Origin of the sequence: Aeromonas sp. 2HA2 (assembly GCF_029237345.1) — a bacterium.
GTDB lineage: Bacteria > Pseudomonadota > Gammaproteobacteria > Enterobacterales > Aeromonadaceae > Aeromonas > Aeromonas salmonicida.
In genome coordinates, this window is record NZ_JAACGB010000001.1 from 345,623 (window position 1) to 363,513 (window position 17,891).

13 protein-coding genes are annotated in these 17,891 nt (G+C 54.9%); 4 read left to right on the forward strand and 9 right to left on the reverse strand.

Features of this window, described 5'->3' with window-relative positions; translation table 11 throughout:
• Positions 1 to 1,052: 1,052 nt before the first annotated feature.
• The 3 genes from GWQ29_RS01550 to GWQ29_RS01560 are packed head-to-tail and all read right to left on the reverse strand — an operon-like array spanning position 1,053 to position 4,973.
• Positions 1,053 to 3,497 (reverse strand): primase-helicase zinc-binding domain-containing protein, encoded by a 2,445-nt coding sequence (locus tag GWQ29_RS01550; RefSeq protein ID WP_275918602.1) that lies wholly within the window; start codon positions 3,495 to 3,497, stop codon positions 1,053 to 1,055.
• A gap of 1 nt (position 3,498) precedes the next feature.
• On the reverse strand, positions 3,499 to 4,326 hold the full coding sequence (locus GWQ29_RS01555) for an antA/AntB antirepressor family protein (protein ID WP_275918603.1): 828 nt from the start codon (positions 4,324 to 4,326) through the stop codon (positions 3,499 to 3,501).
• A gap of 32 nt (positions 4,327 to 4,358) precedes the next feature.
• Entirely contained in the window at positions 4,359 to 4,973 is a 615-nt protein-coding gene (locus GWQ29_RS01560; RefSeq protein ID WP_275918604.1) for a hypothetical protein, read from the reverse strand.
• 803 nt (positions 4,974 to 5,776) lie between these two features.
• On the opposite strand from GWQ29_RS01560, the gene GWQ29_RS01565 reads away from it, so the two are divergent.
• The 3 genes from GWQ29_RS01565 (at position 5,777) to GWQ29_RS01575 (ending at position 10,376) form a co-directional block, all read left to right on the forward strand.
• Positions 5,777 to 6,916: a hypothetical protein gene (locus tag GWQ29_RS01565; protein WP_275918605.1), complete on the forward strand. Its 1,140-nt coding sequence runs from the start codon at positions 5,777 to 5,779 to the stop codon at positions 6,914 to 6,916.
• The gene (locus GWQ29_RS01570; protein WP_275918606.1) at positions 6,913 to 9,117 is read left to right on the forward strand and encodes a hypothetical protein; all 2,205 of its coding nucleotides are present in this window, start codon (positions 6,913 to 6,915) and stop codon (positions 9,115 to 9,117) included. The genes GWQ29_RS01565 and GWQ29_RS01570 overlap by 4 nt, the downstream gene beginning before the upstream one ends.
• Before the next feature lie 233 nt (positions 9,118 to 9,350).
• Complete coding sequence (locus tag GWQ29_RS01575; protein WP_275918607.1) at positions 9,351 to 10,376, forward strand: DUF4113 domain-containing protein; 1,026 nt, start codon at positions 9,351 to 9,353, stop codon at positions 10,374 to 10,376.
• A gap of 1 nt (position 10,377) precedes the next feature.
• Here the strand turns inward: GWQ29_RS01575 and dsr1 are convergent, their stop codons facing one another.
• The 6 genes from dsr1 to GWQ29_RS01605 all read right to left on the reverse strand — a co-directional run bounded on the left by dsr1 (position 10,378) and on the right by GWQ29_RS01605 (position 16,612).
• The gene (dsr1, locus tag GWQ29_RS01580; protein ID WP_275918608.1) at positions 10,378 to 14,199 is read right to left on the reverse strand and encodes an anti-phage defense-associated sirtuin Dsr1; all 3,822 of its coding nucleotides are present in this window, start codon (positions 14,197 to 14,199) and stop codon (positions 10,378 to 10,380) included.
• A gap of 577 nt (positions 14,200 to 14,776) precedes the next feature.
• A complete protein-coding gene (locus GWQ29_RS01585) occupies positions 14,777 to 15,055 on the reverse strand; it encodes a hypothetical protein (RefSeq protein WP_275918609.1) in 279 nt (92 codons plus the stop codon).
• Positions 15,056 to 15,070: 15 nt separating this feature from the next.
• Positions 15,071 to 15,304 carry a hypothetical protein gene (locus GWQ29_RS01590; RefSeq protein ID WP_275918610.1) on the reverse strand — a complete coding sequence of 78 codons (234 nt, stop codon included), beginning with the start codon at positions 15,302 to 15,304 and terminating at the stop codon, positions 15,071 to 15,073.
• A gap of 186 nt (positions 15,305 to 15,490) precedes the next feature.
• Positions 15,491 to 15,826: a hypothetical protein gene (locus tag GWQ29_RS01595; protein WP_275918611.1), complete on the reverse strand. Its 336-nt coding sequence runs from the start codon at positions 15,824 to 15,826 to the stop codon at positions 15,491 to 15,493.
• A gap of 44 nt (positions 15,827 to 15,870) precedes the next feature.
• Complete coding sequence (locus GWQ29_RS01600; RefSeq protein WP_275918612.1) at positions 15,871 to 16,101, reverse strand: hypothetical protein; 231 nt, start codon at positions 16,099 to 16,101, stop codon at positions 15,871 to 15,873.
• Positions 16,102 to 16,321: 220 nt separating this feature from the next.
• Positions 16,322 to 16,612: a hypothetical protein gene (locus GWQ29_RS01605; protein WP_275918613.1), complete on the reverse strand. Its 291-nt coding sequence runs from the start codon at positions 16,610 to 16,612 to the stop codon at positions 16,322 to 16,324.
• A gap of 117 nt (positions 16,613 to 16,729) precedes the next feature.
• On the opposite strand from GWQ29_RS01605, the gene GWQ29_RS01610 reads away from it, so the two are divergent.
• A protein-coding gene (locus GWQ29_RS01610; protein ID WP_275918614.1) for an IS3 family transposase occupies positions 16,730 to 17,880 on the forward strand; the annotation gives its coding sequence in 2 pieces (ribosomal slippage) (positions 16,730 to 16,958 and positions 16,958 to 17,880; 1,152 coding nt in all).
• Positions 17,881 to 17,891 lie beyond the last annotated feature (11 nt).

A 17,891-nucleotide genomic window follows, 5' to 3' on the forward strand; every position in this document is an offset into this window, starting at 1 on the left:
GCCAAACTAGGTAGCACTGAAGATGCAAGAAGGGGAGTTGATATAGCGCAGCCTTGGAACGGTGAGAGTGCTCTTAGAAAGTATTGGGGTCGAGGACTCTGGCAGAACAGGACCACTAAATACGAACTGGTCACATAGCTGACCACACTACGGGCGTCTTGAGAATGATGCAGGTTGCAACCCTGACATCGCCGCGCCAGTAACATCGCTCAATTTCACTCACAAGCCCAACCCTCGCGTCCTGTCTCTTATCCACAACTCCCCACTTCATCGGTGTGGAGTTTTTTTGAGCCCAATTGGCTATGTATCTACATATTTAGTACCCATTCCAGCGAGCGGCGGCAAAGGCACAAATCTGTCAATTGCGACCAATCTCGAAATCATCAGATCACCGTCACAGTCGTTTGTTTGGCACGTTGGATTTTGAACCTGGAAAATCGTCAAGGGTATGTTTCGGCGGACAGGATCACATCTGCACCCCCCCTTTGCCTTCCTTGATATTGCCACTAAAGCCACGGCTGGCGCTGCTTTACGGCCTTTCTTGGCTCGTTTGCTTATCTGATCAGGGGGCTCTCCTGATCAGGGCGTATATCTGATCAGACGGAGCCCTTGATCATATACTTCTCTGCCATTAAAGGTGTCTTCTGATCCGTAGTCTGATGTCCCCCGGTGAATAAGTTTGCAGCTTTTTACCTCTACCCACCCTACCTCGGCTGCAAGCCTTGCTATGGCTGGATTTGAGCGGGGTGGGCTTAAAATTAAGACCCTACCCAACCCCTACCTGTAACCCCACCCCCTACCTCGGTCACTCATCAGACCAGATACAACATCACTACCAATTCGAGTCATGCCCTATGGGTAGGGATAAGCTAAAAGGTAGGGTTTGGGTAGGGTTAAAAAATATTATCCCTACCTCTATACATCACTTACATAGCAAGGCATTCAGCGGTTCGGGTAGGGGGTGTAGGGTTCATTTGCAAAAGTCCTATCTATAGAGAGGCGGTAGACGCAGAGGACAACACTCGGCAGCCCTCGTTTCCTTCTGGCTGGCGTCATTCATCCCCAGCATGGGCAGCCTGGGGCATGAACTGCTCGGCCGTCTCGCTCGGTGTGACGTTCGTCTGTGCCTTACCCTTGATCGTCCGGCTGCTGTACTGGGTGCCGTACTCTTTGGCAGCAGCCTTGACCGCACGGGTAAACCCCTGAACGGATAGCGGGCGGCCCAGTCCGTGATAATCCATGAAGGCAAGGTAGAGGTGGTAGAGATAGCGGCGGGGCTCCCGCTTGATCTCGGGGTTGCCTCCCATCATCAGGCCTCTGGGCTCATCCAAAAATTCCACCAGCCCGCACAGATCGATCACCGGATCGGTGGCCCGCTTGATGGTCAGGGCATCGCCAGAGTTGCGCTGTTCCAGCAGCAGGCGGCAGGCGCGTTCCGGCTCGGCGAACAAAGCCAGCAGGTGGCGGATCACCACGGGCAGCTCGGCGGCTATCTTGTCCCCTAGCCGCGGGTCTTTGTCGGTCTCTCCCACAACCCGGTTAAAGGTGAAGATCACCCGACGGCGGGATACGCCCCCGTTGCGCTCGGTGATGATCATCGGTTCGTTGTTGGTGACCAACACCACCGCCTGAATGACCGCGCCATATTGCTTCTCATACTTGCCGTCTATCTCGACCATATCGCCGCCAGTGATGGCCTTGATGCCGCTACCATCGCCGATGTATTTGGACTGATCCGGCAGGGCGATCAGCCGCTTGTCCACGAACTGGGCTCGGCCTCGGGCGGTATCCAGCGAAGCCATATTGCCGGACCCCGTATTGCGCGGCCCACCAGCCAGCAGAGTCGCGATCCGGGCAAAGATGCTCTTGCCACTGCCACCCTCGCCAGTCACCTCAAGGAATAGCTGCCAGTCATAGCGGTTGGCCAGCACCATGTAGAGGGCGGCCTTGATGCGAGCCATCTTGGCGGAATCATCCTCTGCGGCGTGACTCAGCCACCTGGTGAAGTTGGGCGCGTGTTGCTCGATGGATTCACTAGGGTGCGGGGTGGCATACTCGATGCCGTTGTGGTTCAGCAGACCATCGGCGGGCGAGTGTGGCCGAAACCGGCGGGCCGCCATGTCATAGACACCATTGGCAAAGCCGATCAGCTCTTGGGTGGGTTGCCCCATGACCGGGATCATCAGCTTCATAGTAGAGACCGCGGCACCAATCCCCTTGTCGCTGAACGGGGCTCCATGCGCGGTAAAGATGGCGGCCATCTCGCGGCGCAGCTCGGTATCAGACAACGGCGTCCACAGGCAGCCGTCATAGTGGTAGACGCGCTCGGCCTCGATGTTGATCGCCACCTGCCCCAACCGCTCCACCAGCAGGACGGCCCGTTGACTGGCACTCATCTTGTCAATCATGGGGGTTGGTGGTTGGTGCTTAGGGGTATCCGCAAGGAGCTCTGGGTGGAGCGGGATTACGTTCGCCCCCTCCTCCTGACCCGCCTCTTGGGGTTGGCTGGTGGCCTGTGTGGTGCCGGCGCTAATAATGGCCGCCTTGGTTGCGGTCAGCCCGTGGGTTTGGTGATGGTCGTTCCAGTCGCCAGATACAGGCGGCAGAGCCACTAACCCACCCACCGCGGCGGCGGCTTGTTCGGCCTTGGCTCTGCCTGGGTTGCCCTTGGTCGCTTCGTCATTGTCACCACAAAGCAGGATCCGGGCCTCTGGGTGCTGGCGGCAGGCGATTGCGGCCACTTTAGCCAAGTTGCCGCAATCCATGGCGCAATAGACCGTTGCCCCAGTAGCCAGATACACAGAAAGCCCAGTGGCGTAGCCTTCCACCACGGCCACCAGCTCCCCGCCCTCAATACGGTGATAGGCTCCGGCCTTCTGGCCACCTGCCAGGTAACGCTTGGTGCCGTCATCCCGAATAAGCTGAACGTTCACCAGTTCGGTGGCCTCATTGATCAGAGGAACAACCAGGCTTTCCGCCGGGAAGTTCTCGCCCCCCTCACGGATCAAGGTGCGGTTAATCGTCCCGTGGGGCCAGTGTAGGTGCTTGCGTACCAGATAAGGGGCTTGGCCCGACTCACAGTCCCGCATGATGGTAACGGCCCGGCGGACTGCCTTCCTGCATCGCTGCTCGTCCTGCTTGCGTTCGGCTTCGGCCCTGACCTGTTGTTGCTGGTGGATGCGCTCCCGTTCGGCAGGAGCCAGTCCCCCAGCAGACAACCCCACCAGAGGGGCCACCAGTGCGGCGGCCTCCTTAAGGGTTTTGTTCGTCACTCGGCACACCAGATCCAACCCATCCCCGCTGCCGCACTGTGAACAGATGAAGGTGCCGCGCCCGCCCTTGTCATCGAGCCGGAACCTGTCACTGCCACCACAGGCAGGGCAGGGGCCATGCTTGCCATGATGCGGGGTGTCGATACCCACGGCAGTCAGCAGATCAGGCCAGTGGCCCACTGCGGCGGCGAGCACATCAGAGACAATCCTTGTTGGCTGGCTCATATCAACGGATCCCCCGCAACATGTGTCGCATCAGCAGTACGACTAAATGTTCTTTGCGCTCGGGATAGGCCATATCGATATCAAGCAGGGTAGTGTTACACCGCTCCAGATAAGCCAGCAGCTCAAGCTGATGGGGGTCCAGGTGGTGACGCATCTCCCCTTGAAGGCCACGGATTGCCAGCCAAGATTTGCTATCCATTCCCAATACGATCCAATTGAGCGTGTCGGCCTCGCGACCGTAGTGGCCTTCCTCCGTCTTTTTTCCCAAGCGGTCGCGTCGTTCTTTCAAGGCATCGCACATCAGGGCGTGGCTGTCCTTGCGTAAATTCTTATGCGGTTTGACCCGAAGACGCGGCTCATTCGCCTTTATGCCCGGATGGGCACTGTAATCTTTCAGGGCATAGAGCAGCAGGGCGTGATAGTCCCGGTCTGGTTCAGATTGATCGTGCTCCCCATTCGTAGCAACAACCAAAGGCTCTTCACAGGCGCTGAGGTAGTTGCGCATACAACGGGCCTTATCGCCTTTCTCTACCTGTATCACCCCAATTGCTGTGTTGAACGTGAAGAAATATTCAAAGCGACCGTGATAGCCAAAGGTTTGGACGTAATCGGCCTCATTTGCCATGTCCAACTCAGCAATGCGCATTTTGATCCAGGTGTTGAAGCGAGATCGTGTGTCAAAGAAGGCATGAAGCTCGCGGGCGCTGACGGTCAGATCCAGTTTGCCTCCTATGTGATGTTCATAGATTGGTACTATGTAGGCCAGCGGGTGGCTGATTTTGGGCAAGGCTTCGCCCTGGGGGGTAAGCCCCTCTTGTTCAAAGTTCATGTGAAAACTCTTATTTGACTGGCTGGTAGCCGTTAGGAATGAGAGTGGAGAAAGTTACCAGATAGCGTGCTACTTGCTCTTGTGGCAGGGGATAAGCCCCGGCGTTTTTCAAGGTTGTGGTCCTCGTTATGTTCCTGAGGGGAATGTCTGAGAAAATCCTTAATGGCGGCAGGAAACTTCTCATTGTTGATATGAATCGTCACTTCACCAATGCGGTTGAAGTCACCATGAGCAGCACGGTAGGCGTCGGCTACACGCTGGGTCCACCGCTTAATGATCTGCTGCCTCCCCTGGTCATCCCTATCCTCAGCGTATTTGGATTCGTATGGCACAGCGCAATCCAAAAGAGCCTCCTCTAAAGTACGCAGCCAGTGTTCCATGAATTTCAGCCCATAGGGACTGATATCGTTCCCCTTAAGTGTCAGCATTGCACACAAGGTACTTGCTGCGCGAAGTTCCCCTTTCGTGTCTACAGGGTTTGCCACCTGATGCAGGGTCACCAGCTCCTGCTTGGTGGATCCACATTTCCACGATGAAATTACAGTATCTTGAATCATAAAACCGCTCATGCGTTGCTCTACACTTTTCCCTGCTTGACTCATCATCACACTCTCATTCATGCGGCATTGCTTTTTGACAAGATCCATTCAAACACCTTCTCTGCATCCCATGCGGTGACTCGCTGAGAAAGCTTCACTGGTGCTGGAAACGTGCCTTGCTTTACCTTTCTCCACAGAGTGGAAGCAGAAAACCCCAGATAGGGGAGAAGTACGGACTGGCGAATAAAACCAGCGGTCGGAAGGGTATGTCTTTCGGGTTTGTGTGCCATTCAATGGGACCTCTCGGCATTCGACGAAACGGCACCTTATATGATTTGAAGAGGCTATTGTGGAATGGAGAAAAAATTTATTGCCTTTTCACATAAAAGAGGTATTTCAGCGTATTTTACGTTTTATTTGGGCGCGTCGGCTGCCAGTTCGACGAAGTTTCATTCCATTCCCAGTAAGTGAAATCACTTTTCCAAAGTTGCCAGCCCACCTCCCCCACGAGCTGAGCTGTGGCAATTTGTGACACTGTGGAATATCCCAGTTCACCACCCTAGACCGGCTGGTACAACAGCGCCCATCAGATTGAGCTGCTTGGAGATTCGCTGCGAAAAACAAAGTCTGTAGCGTGACCCGTATGAGCGCCGAGCCGATAGTGAGTCGGTCAACCTATTACCGACGCCCATCCAGAAAGGATGGTTTATTGAACATATGAAAACTCTCATTTGGGGCTATCGAAAACCCAATCGTCGGATTAACATTCCCGTCATGTTTTCAACGTCTCGGTTGCGTCGATGAAATTTCGGATGGGCGATCCTCAACCGTTGCGTCAATGCTGAAGCTGATGGTATTCATTTCCTAACGGCTGGGCCCGGGCCTAAGCTGAAGGGATCAAGGAGACAGTGTTGCGTATTCCAGCACAGGCGAGTGTCGCCAACATCGAGCAGGCCCTGCGTGAAGCTGCCGTCGCACCCGAGAATGAGCCTTTTACTTTGCCGTCGAACCTGCGTCATTTCGGGGGCGGCGGCGAGGCGGCCCTGAACCAATTGCTGGTCACATGGGCCCAGCCACGCCCTCCAGTTACTCTGAAAACTTACGTTGAAACACCTGAGCAGATCGGGGAACTAGTCCGTCGCCTGCCCGGGCTGACTGGCGCCCTTTGCGCCGGTGTCATCATGGGCGGTGGCAAAGCGGGAGATCTAACTCATCAGGTGCGGGATGCAGCGCTCGCGCGCCTAACAACTTTACTGAGTGCCAAGCCGAAAGCGGCCTATCGCGGCTCGTCGGTGGAAATTATCTGCGCAGATCATCTTGGGCGTAATGCACCTTATCTCCTCTACAAGACCGATAGTGGCCAGGCCCCCCAATTGCGGCCGCGACACTCTTTTACCTCGTTGGCTTCGTGGCTGTTGCGGCAAACCGTGCCGAACGCGTACCAGAACAGGATCGCGCCACAAATGCCCGATGCCCTAGGTGGCATGATCTTTGAGTTGTTCAAGAACACCGAGGAACACGGCCAGTCCGACGCCTTCGGCAATATCCTGTCGATGTCGATCCGCGCAATCAAGACCGTACATCATGCTATCAAGCCGGAAACGTTAGCCCAGATCGTGGCCGACTATCCCCCGCTCGCTCATTATTGCCGGTCCCTAGAACCGGCGGAAGGTGCTGCCCAGACTCACCTGTTCGAGCTATCTATCCTCGATTCCGGACCTGGTTTTGCCGTCTCGCGTGCAGGCAAAACACTCGTTGAGCTCAATAGTGAAGAGGAAGAGGCTGCGGTCCGAGACTGCTTTACGACCTTCAGCGCCAAGGGAGGATCGCGCTTTGGACAGGGGTTACCGCATGTGCTGCGGGTACTGTGCCAAGAGCGGGGGTTCCTGCGACTGCGAACAGGACGCCTATCACTCCATGCCGACTTCTCGGATACGAATGTGGGTGAGGGCCATGAGGCCCTCCAGGTGTTCCGTCCTGAGGACGGGATCCTTGCCCCGGTCGCAGGAAGTCTACTTACGGTCCTGCTACCACTGCGGAGGGGATGGTGAAATCACTATTTAGCTTGAGGTTCGACCTCCACCGTTCGAACGAGGCAGAGGAAGCCAGCACACGTGATACGTTGATGGTCTTCGTGGGGGAGCCAGAACTAGACCCAGAAGCGTTCGCAAGCATGATGGAGGCGGAAATAGAAACCAATCTCGTGCCCGACGAGGTGGCGATCATTGTGCGCGATCCATCGTTTGCTGCCACGCTGGAGGAGCTGACCAACAATTCGCTTCATTATTCGACGTTGGGTAGGCTCGGCCATAGCACCGTCACCCTCATCGGTTACGACAGCAATGGCGTCGAGAGTAGGCGCCACTGCGTCGCAGGCACCATACTTACCAATGGCATGACCATCGATGATGTGCGGCGCCGCGGAATCACCTTTATCTTCAACGAGCGACGAGGCTTCGTCGAGGCAAACGCCACTTATCATTTCGAGAACCCTTCGGGACGGCACACAGAGAGATTCATACGGCTATCTAACATATTGACGCGTGGAGCGGAGATCGCATTTATCGGTTTCTGCTGCCTGCCTCATATCGCCCCCTCAGTAACAAAGGCTTACCTTGATACGCCCTCGCTATATGCCGTCGTCGCCGCAATCAATGAGCAGCGTCGCTCATTTGCGGGTGCGCGTTGGATTCTCGCTAACAATTTCTCGTCCTATGCCGGTTTTGATCAATGCGAGTTCGACAGCGACGATAATGCAGTGGTGTTGATCTCTGCATCGTCCAGCGGCTCTCTCGCTGCTCGCCTCATCGACGAGAAGAATGTCGAGCCGAAGCGGATCGTGCATTTGCTGTACCTCGGGCAAAAAACGAGCACAACGCCGGTCGTCTGTGACCTTTTACGGGAAGCCCAGGTCAATCCCGCCGGCTTCACGACGTTACCCTCAGCCAACGAATCCGCGGATTGCCCAATGTGCACAGGAGGCTCACACGCTATCAAGCTACAGGGCGATCAGTTCGAGTTCGTTGGCCCCCAACAGGACGCGCTGCTGGTGGGGCTCGCCGACGCACCGAAGGGACTTTCGGCGCTGATGGGCCGCTACGCCTGCGCCGAGGTTTTCGAGGTGGGGCTCGGACGCAGCGGTTTGAAGACGCCGCGCTTGTTCCACATAAACGCTGACAAGCTGCTAGAAAGCGCAGATTTTGGTGACAAGCTCGACTATGCTCTGCGCCGATCGCTACCGGCGCGTTTGTCGCATGTGATCGCCGCCGACCAACAGTCGCAGGCGCTTGCAATGCGCGTGGCGGCCCACCTCGCCACGCCAGCGCCGGTGATTGCGCGGGATAAAATCGATGACATTCCTGCCAAAACGATCGAAGCAATAGTCATTGTCGCGAGTGTCATTGAGAGCGGTAGGACATTGCTTGATATCAGCCGGGACCTGCGAAGCATCTCGCCCGATGCGCCACTAATGTATCTAGTAGGCATGGCGAAGACCACAGGCGAACCAAAGCGTGGGAGGCTTGAGAACAGCCTAATCCAGACGCACAACTTCTTTCCCTATCAGTTGCTGACGGTCGACCAGATCGTGCTTCCAGCCTCATACGATAATCATGCTTGGGCCGCCGAGCTCCAGTTGCTGATCGATCTGGAAATCAAGAAGCTGGTACCTGAGCAGTTGCTGCCTGTCGTAGAGTCACGGATTGACCGCCTGCGTCTTGCGAGCCAGCCCATGGGCGATGACCTGTTCTTGGCTAATGCGCAGCAGCAACTCTGTCTCCAGCCAGGATTTGTGTTCTGGCCCAAAAGCCTGCCGGAAAAGCCCGGACACAGGCAGGCGGACGTGTACTTCACGATCTCTTCGGTGCTACAGCGGCTCCGTGCGAATGCTTTCGTACCCAGCGAGCGCCGGATCATCAGCAACTGGTTCCAGCAGACGCTCCTTGCACCCGGCAACTTCGGCCGGTTCAACGACGATGTGATTCAGGCCTCACTGTTGCGCGCTGCTTATCCCTACGAGCTCAATTTCGCTGACACTGTCGCTGAGAGTCGTGAATTGGGCCGGCTGTTTAGGCGGGTCATCCTTGCCAGCCAGAGTCCTCGCGGCGGAGCTGCAAGTGAATTCCTGCTGGCGCTTGCCACGCGGCGCCTGCAATTGTGCAAGGACGATGTGGACTATGTGCTGGAGACTGAAGCGCCCGACATCCCGATGGTACGGTTCTTATTGGAGTCATGCCGGCACCGGTTATCCTGAAGCGGCTAATGGATCGGATGTACCAAAACGCCACGAACGGCAGATTCTGGGAATGCCGCTTGAACGGCAGGGTATTCGGGCTGAGGCACATTGCCGACCTTCGCAGTGGCTGGCTGGTGTTCAAGAGCATTAAAGCTGAAATGACTGAAAGCGCCGTAATCATACAAACAATGCTTGGTTGTTAGCGGACCGAACTCGACTGGCTTGATTTTCCATTCCACATAAATGGCAACATGTTGAACCGCGTGATGACGCCCCTGGAGAGCTTGGAGCCAACAGTCGAGGCCTACAGTATTGATGAAGCATTCGTCGAGCTCAGCGAACGCTGGGCAGGCGACCTGCTGGCCTATGGCCGCCAGATCTGCGAACGGGTACAGCAGTGGACTGGCCTCACCGTCGGAGTCGGCATTGCGCCGACCAAGACCCTGGCCAAGCTGGCGAACTACGCCGCCAAGAAGTGGCCGGCCACCGGCGGCGTGGTGGATCTGCGTGATGAGGGGCGCCGCTTCAAGTGGATGGCCATCACCCCGGTTGAGGAAGTCTGGGGGATAGGGCACAAATTGACCGCCAAGCTCAACAAACAGGGCATCAACACCGTGGCTGATCTGGTGGCGGCAGACCCCAAGAGTCTGCGCCGACAGTATGGCGTGGTGGTCGATGGCACCGCGCAGGAGCTGCGGGGGATCCTCTGTGCCGAGCTGGAGTCGATGGCCCAGGCCAAGCAGCAGATCATCTGCAGCCGGAGCTTTGGTGAACGCATCACCGCGTTTGGCCCTATGCAGCAGGCGCTGGCCGGCTACATGGAGCGGGCCGCCGAAAAGCTGCGGGCCGAGGGGCAACGGTGCCGCCATGTGACCCTGTTTATCCGCAGCAGCCCCTTCTCAGAGCGGGAAACCCACTACAGCAACCAGATCGCTACCCGGTTGCCAATCCCCACAGCCGACACACGAGAACTGCTCGCCCAGATCGAACCACTGCTGCACCGGATCTGGCGAGATGATGTCCGTTATATGAAAGGAGGGGTCATGCTGGCCGACTTCACTCCAGCCAGCATCCAGCAGGGGGAGCTATTCACCGACCAGCAACAGGCTCCCCGTGCTGAGGCGCTGATGCAGGTGATGGACAAGATCAATCAGGGAAGATTGGGGAAGGTCTACTTTGCCGCCCGGAGCCGGGATACGAGGGAGTGGACGATGAAGCGGGAACAGCTCAGCCCCCGCTACACCACTGAATGGACAGAATTACCATTAGTGAAATGAATTACATGCCTTGTTTACGCGAATATTCATGGAGCCGCTGGTAACGAGCATCACGCACCAGTTGTGGTGAGCCCAGTGCGATCTCACTCAAACAAAGCCCAAACTCCCTACCCACCCACTGTTGATCGACAATCACAGCATTCAACAACTGCAATACTTCCGTAGGAAACCTTTTGCACAAACCAGATTCGTGCAAACTATGCATAACGCTGCTCGGATGTTGGATCGGTTGAAGCCAGTTATGTACTGCGGCCAAGGCTGCCGGTAATTCACCTCTAGCAGCTATTACCATACGAGTCAATGACTTGGCTACTCTCGGGGTAGCCAAATCTCGATTTTTTGGCCAAATTTTTTGCCAGAAATGCTGCACGCGGTTATTCCAGTAGTCCTCACACTGATCACCTGCCCCTTCAAGTGCTTGGGAAAGTGCCTGCGCGGATTCCTCTAGACCTTCCGGTGGGAGCGCACCTATTGCAAGTCGGAATTCATCAATGGTGTACCCCTCGATTGGGCCCAATGCTGCATACGTCAAAAAGGCTGCAAACTGCTGGCGGTGCTCGCCAAGAGCGGCATAGTGGTTTGCACAGCCCAAGAATTGTGACTTAAATGCGGTCATTAACGGCTGATATAAGCGAGGGGACCATAGGAATCCCTCCCATACTCCTTTTGCTTCGGCGGGGTTTATCCAGCCGAACACTGACAAAAGGTGCTGTTCAGTCCAAGGACGATCAACACGGAAAAATGCAATCAGTCGCGAGCCCAGAAGTACTCGACCGTGACGGAATCGTTCCACCTGCACGTCGCACAGAGCAGTGAACATAGGTTTAAGATTAGCTGGAAGCAGATCATTGTCACTAGGGTTTCTCCTGAGCCATACGCTAATGAGCGCCTGAGTGATATGTCCAATGGGATGGTTAATAGCAGAACCGACAGGATCATATATTTCGACACCATTTCGGAAGGTGTGTGAACCTGAGCCAGCGTCAAGCGGAAGTGAAAGTACGCGCTCGCACAACTCAAGTAGAATACTTTCATGATGGTTGGCAGACTTGGATATGGCTTCAATCCACCGAGTCACACTATGGACAATTTCCAGAAGGATGGCATCAGGCATAACCTGTACCAAAGGTGCGGCGTAACGCCAGGAGCGTAATAATGTGCCTTCTCCGGCCCATGCCTGCAGAGCCTCACGCCATCGGCTGGCGGGCCATACGCCATCCTGTGCCAAATCACTTAGCGCAAGTAGACTGTGAAAGAAGCGAGTACGGCAAACGTCACGCCATGTATCTTCGTCGAATGGCATACGTTCTGGCATTGGTTTTGTTAGCCACAGCACCAACTCCTTTCGCTTACGGGGAGTGATGTCGACATTCCGACTATCCTCGTAATCAGGCTCACCAGTGCCACTCATCCAGATCGAGAACTCATCACGTTCGTTAGTCGCCAACTGCCAATGAGGGTGGGCAGCAGATAGCTCCGCCAAACGAGCAGTTGCAGATGCACCAAGCTCAAGGCCCGATGTACCCAATTTCGCAAGATGCAGCCAGACGGAATGCTCCACTATGTCATGCCATTTATCTGCTTCTAGGTCGTCCTGGTACATTTCACGCGGGGGGCCAGCCAAGATTGCCTCCTCAAGGCGCTCTAAGCTTGCACCTTTCAAATGCTGCCCCTGCAAAACGAACAGCCTGAGCACTTCCCGCCCCGTCTCTATGGACCATAGCCACCATGCATCATCTGCCAACAGCCATTCAACCCACTGCGCAGTCTGAATGCCCGCTTCCTGACTGGCGGAGAACAAGGCCAAGCGCTTGAAAGTAGGATACGGTACATCAAACCAGCTCAGTGCGATTCGTGTCGCACGCGCTCTATCATCGGAGTGAACCACCAACCACGCATCGCGCAGCAATTCGATCAAACAGACCCAATCATGCCGTCCTCGGTTTTGTCTGTGTGGCGTGATAGATGGGAGATCCCAATGCGATCTATCGCTACGGTCATCGGCTTCGCCCAACTCACATAACAGATCCAGCGCATCGCGCAACAGCTGCTGGAATTCTTCCAGCAGCTGCGGCAAGGCAAATGTCCAGCCCTCGCCAGCTAAATCATGCAGAGATGAATGTACGTGAGTTGCGGCCAGTTCAAGTTCCCAGTTAACCAATTGTTTAATTCGCCTTGGTTCATCATCGCAGTTCGAGTCGTTATCGCCCCAGTGAAATGGTCTCTTCAAAACCACTTTAGGTTCGAGCAACTCCCGCAACTCCAAGCGCAGCATAGTAGTCAGGCCTTCCAATTTAAAACGGTTTTGCCAGCGATACACATCGGGATCGATTTGTGGCGATTTCACCCGACTATTGAGCAGCAGTCGCCACAAAGTGCGCATTAGAGGACCAGGAATAGCACTAGGTGCGTTCAAACGTATTTCATCCAGCTCGGAGTGCTTCTCCTCAAGCTCCAGAGAAGCAAACCGATCCAATTCGAATTCAATCAGCCGCTTCCAACTGTCATGCAACTGACCACCACATTCCGCAATCCAGATGACCAACCTAGGGTCATCGAGGTGGCGCACAAGCCAGCGAGCAAGATGGTACATTCCATCGTCCCAATTACTGCCAATCACGCTTCCTGATACCAGTAACATTAGAGGGGCCCGGTCATAGGACGTAGGCCGCCGAATTAAACTGAAGCGCAGTTTAGCGTCGACTTCACTTTGGGGTGGCACACCAAAGCGTGTCAGATCGCAATGCTCGAACTTATCTTTTGCGAAGGGATCTAGCAGCCAATCCAATGAAGGGGCGGGATTGAAGTCGGCAAAACGCTTCGCTGGCAAGCCAGATTTATCCGACAAAGCCCATAGCATCCGTCCTACGAAATCATCTTGCTTTGTACTGGCCGATGGGCGCGCCAAGGCGTGGCGAATAATGATCTGCTCCTTGCCGAGCACACCATCACGGTACGTATCTGCCCAAGCCCACAGGGTCTTATGTAAGTAAGCATGGCGCGAGTGTTCGCGATAGAGAATAGGAGTTACGTTCTTCGCCTTCCATTCATTTGTGCGATCCAATTCTTTACCTTTAGAAAAACTACCAAAAGCAAACATCTCTGGAGGCGATTCTCCTAGCAAACGGTCGGCGGCTAGCGCATCCATCATGTAGCGCAGCACTGGATCATTGATGCTGTAACCGACGAAGCAAACGGTAAAGTTGCGAAATAACTCACTGACAAATCGGGCAGCCCAGCGCTCGGTCAAATAAGCGAGACCGAAGTCTCCACTTGATACGACTAACCGATCCAGATCGCTTGCAGTTGGAGTTACCGGTAGCACACCGTGCAAATAGATCAGGCCATCCCAACGTTTTTTTGGCACCGGGAGAAGTGGTGCTTTGAAAACTGGAATGGAAAGTGATTTGGCCAACATAACTTCTTCAAAAACGCGGTCGAAGTTGGTTGTAATGAGTCGAGTGCTACCCTTGCGGTTTTGTGACAGTGTGAGCAGGGCTTCATGTGTCGCAGTGGCATTATTGGCAGTAAGGTTCGGCTGTAAGATGGTCGCTAACGATCGCCGCACGGTTTCTCGACCACCGACGATATTGGCTTCCAATAAGCCTATTGCTGTATCGAACTGCCCCGCCTTGATTGCTGACTGCTGAACTGGATTGGGTGTACCAGAAAGTTCTCGATAGAGACTGTCCACGAGTCCTGAAAAACCCGGCAGGCCTGCCGGGTAAGAAATGCCGGCGCCGCAGAAGAACACCACACGACCTTCTTCGTGAGCCTGTAGGAGCGCATCCGGTATGTCGGGGCCGTGGGTGACAAATTGCATTTTCTGTTTCCTGTCTAATTAGGCCTTGCTCGCTATGACTATTGATTTTTACTTATAGCGGCGCTGACGAGAGAATGAGTAGAACATGGGAAATCTGGCTGATACCTGAATTACTGAATTACTGAATGGGCATGATACTGCAACATGAATTCCATACGATATCAAACTGAGAGGAAGTTTGTTGCGGATCAAAAAAACTAATGAAGCCAATGAGGTAGGCTAGGTTTTCATTACTTGGTTCTTGGTTATCCCTGAGTAACCCCTTTCTAGAACGCACCCACTCGATACAGCTCAACGTACCCAACAGCGACTCGATAGCGCATCTCAGCTAAGCGCCAAGAGGAGGGCCCCAGGCGGACTGCGATCCTCAACTAGAGCCTTATCATACAGGCGAGAGGACTCCAAAGTGAGCCACTGCTGCGCCGAATTTATTATGAAGATGTCCGATATCAGAAGGGCGGCGTCATGCTGGCCGGCTTTACCCCACAGGCATGCAGCAAGGATACTTGTTTACCGAGCTGCAACAGGTCTCACGTAGCGAGGCGCTGATGAAAGGCCTGATAACTACAAATGCTTCTTAATTACTGAGCTCAGCGGCAAGCCGGTCCTTCATCTCTTTCAAAGACCATTGCTTTTGACCGTCAAACCAGCAGATGTATCCCCCTCTCTTACTCCACTCTAATGCATCGCTATTCTCATTCATGACGATTACCACCTGTGCGAGACCCCATTCGTCAATAGTTAATCCAGTGGCAACACGGCTGATGTCTCCGGCTGCTTGAGCCTCACTGAAACTCCGACCAGCCTCACCTTTGATGTAATAGATTCCTTCCACATTATCTTCTTGGTTGGCCATGGTTCGATCTTCCTTTTACCTAGCTTGTGGTTGCCTAAACATGCGGGGATATAGCTCAAACTTGTTAACTCCCGCCTCAACCCAATGCTGCCCAGCACGTTCGCATTCTTCACGGGCAGAATCACCTTCCTCTGGGGTAGAGTAAGTATAGAAAGCACCGTCAACCTCACTTGCTCCTTCAAACAGAGTCACTTCCCAGCGAGCCATACCATCACCGTCTTGCACATGATTAATCTTGTAGCTTCTCATCCCGCCCCCCCTTAATCCATTCAAGCTGTCCGTTACCATGGAACACCGTATCGGTATCACCCAGGGTCTGAATCGCCTTAAAGCTGGCCTGACTGGTAACTCACCCACCAGTCGCTATCTACCCTGCTCATAAAAAAGGGGCATAAGGGCCCCTGTCTCACTTATTTTTAGCCGTTCACGGGAAACTCAGCCGGTGCATCCACCTTGAATACACTGACAAGCTACACCCGGCGTATCCGCAGTGCGGCAATAGTGCTGCACGGCCACTACGGCGATCGCCTTCAGAGCCATCCCCTGGCCGCGATCCTTGATGGCCCCAACATATTTGGGCGCCTGCTTGCTGCACTCGGCCATCACCCCGATCACCGCCTTGTGATGGCTGGCCTTATCCTTGGTGTAGCGCGTCATCATCAGCGCCAATCCCACCCCTTCATACTTCTGCATCAACCCCAGCGCACCCAGCACATCGGCCTGCGTCAGGTGAGAGGGCCCGGTGGAGCGGGATTGGATAGCCTGGATCATCGCCGAACGGGGTTCCCCTATCGAAAGCGCATATTCGAATCGTATCAGAATGCCTCCAGTAACCAGTGGGCGCCTTTGCGCTGAACCCCGACGAAGGTGAACATCCAGTGCTGCTTGGCGGCCACCTTGATCTTCACCCGGGCGTCATCCTCCCAGAACCCCTTCACCTCGTGCAGCTCGATCAGCCCATCCCGGCGCACCACCATGAAGTCCGGGGTGTAGAAGGTCTTGTCGGCCAGCCGCAGCTTGAGCGGTTCAAACTCGTAGTGCAGCACCTCTTAGTAGTGGCACTGCAACTTCACTTGTTTTTACAGGTTAGCCAAGCGATTGCCCTGGGTTCATCGGGCAGTAGGAAATAAAACGCCCCAAACTGTACAGTCTAAATTGGTTGGCAGGTAAATGTGGGCCATTGGCCACATGTCGCACGGACGGGGATTCGGCATTTCACAATAAAAAAATGACTTGGCTGCCATTTCCTCAATTGCCATAGCGCGCTCAACTGACACCTTTCTGTATCCCAAAGGACACCGAAATGACGTTATCAGGTTTGCCTGAGGGCCGGGCAACACTCGCTTCAATGAAGTCTCCCCATCGCAGAAACAGAGCCTTCAGCTTGTCAGCCATAGTGCCGACTTGATAAGTACGAATCAGCCTGTCTTTCGGCACATGGTTTAGCATCAGCTCGATCAAGCGCTCGGGGGCATCCAGATATTCAGCAGCCCCTGTTGCCACGCTCCGCCGCAGATCGTGTGGGCTGAATGGCTCAAGTTCGGCCAGATATTTCATGCGGACGCGCTCCAACGCTTTGGTTACAGCATCCCCTGAAATGGGGTGTCCGGCTGAATCGCCCCCAGTTCCCTAGACACCTCACAGCCTTAAAATGAGGCAACTATTGGAGGTGTTATGACCCGTCAGCGTTATCCAGAAACATTCAAAATCGAAGCGGTTAAACAAGTCACCGAGCGCGGGCGGCCTGTGGCTGATGTTGCACGAGCCCTCGGGGTATCCAGCCACAGTCTGTATGCCTGGCTCAAGCAGTACGGTAAGCCCGCTGACCAGCAGCACGAAGAGTCTGCCTTGCAAGCCGAGATACGCCGTCTGAAAGCCGAACTGCGCCAAGTCACCGAGGAGCGCAACATTTTAAAGGAGGCCGCCGCGTACTTTGCCAGCGAGTCAAGGAAAGGTACGCGTTCATAACCTCCCGACTCGACCGGTACAGTGTCGTTACCCTGTGCCAGACCCTGGGGGTTCACCGAAGTGGCTTCTATGCGTGGTTGAAACAGCCCGCGTCGCCACGGCAGCAGGAGGACGAACGACTGACCGGATTGGTCAAGCAATCCTGGCTGGAAAGTGGTGCTGTCTACGGTTATCGCAAGATCCATCGCGATCTTCGTGACTTGGGGGAAGCCTGCGGCAAGCACCGTGTGGCCAAATTAATGAAGCGGGAGGGGCTGCGTTCACAAACGGGCTATCAACGCCGTAAGGGGCATTATGGAGGCAAGAGCCCACAGGCGGCCCCAAACACGCTGGCACGTCAGTTTAAGGTGCCAGCCCCCAACATCTCCTGGGTGACTGACATTACCTACATCCGCACTCAAGAAGGGTGGCTGTATCTGGCGGTGGTGCTCGACCTGTTCTCTCGCCAGATCATCGGTTGGGCGATGAGGCCACGTATGACGGCAGACTTGGCGGTTGATGCGTTATTGATGGCCGTCTGGCGGCGCAAGCCCAAGCAGGCTGTACTGGTGCATTCGGATCAGGGCAGCCAGTTTACCGGTGGGGAATGGCAGGACTTTCTGAAGGCCCACAACCTGAGTTGCAGTATGAGCCGACGTGGTAACTGTCACGACAACGCTGTCGCCGAGAGCTTCTTTCAGTTACTCAAACGGGAGCGGATCAAGCGCAGGATTTACCCGACAAGAGACGAAGCCCGCAGCGACGTATTTGATTATATCGAAATGTTTTACAACCCAATCAGGCGCCATGGTTCCAATGATGGGCTGTCGCCGGTAGAGTTTGAAAGGCAGTTTATTTTTCAGCAACAGAGTGTCTAGAAAACCAGGGG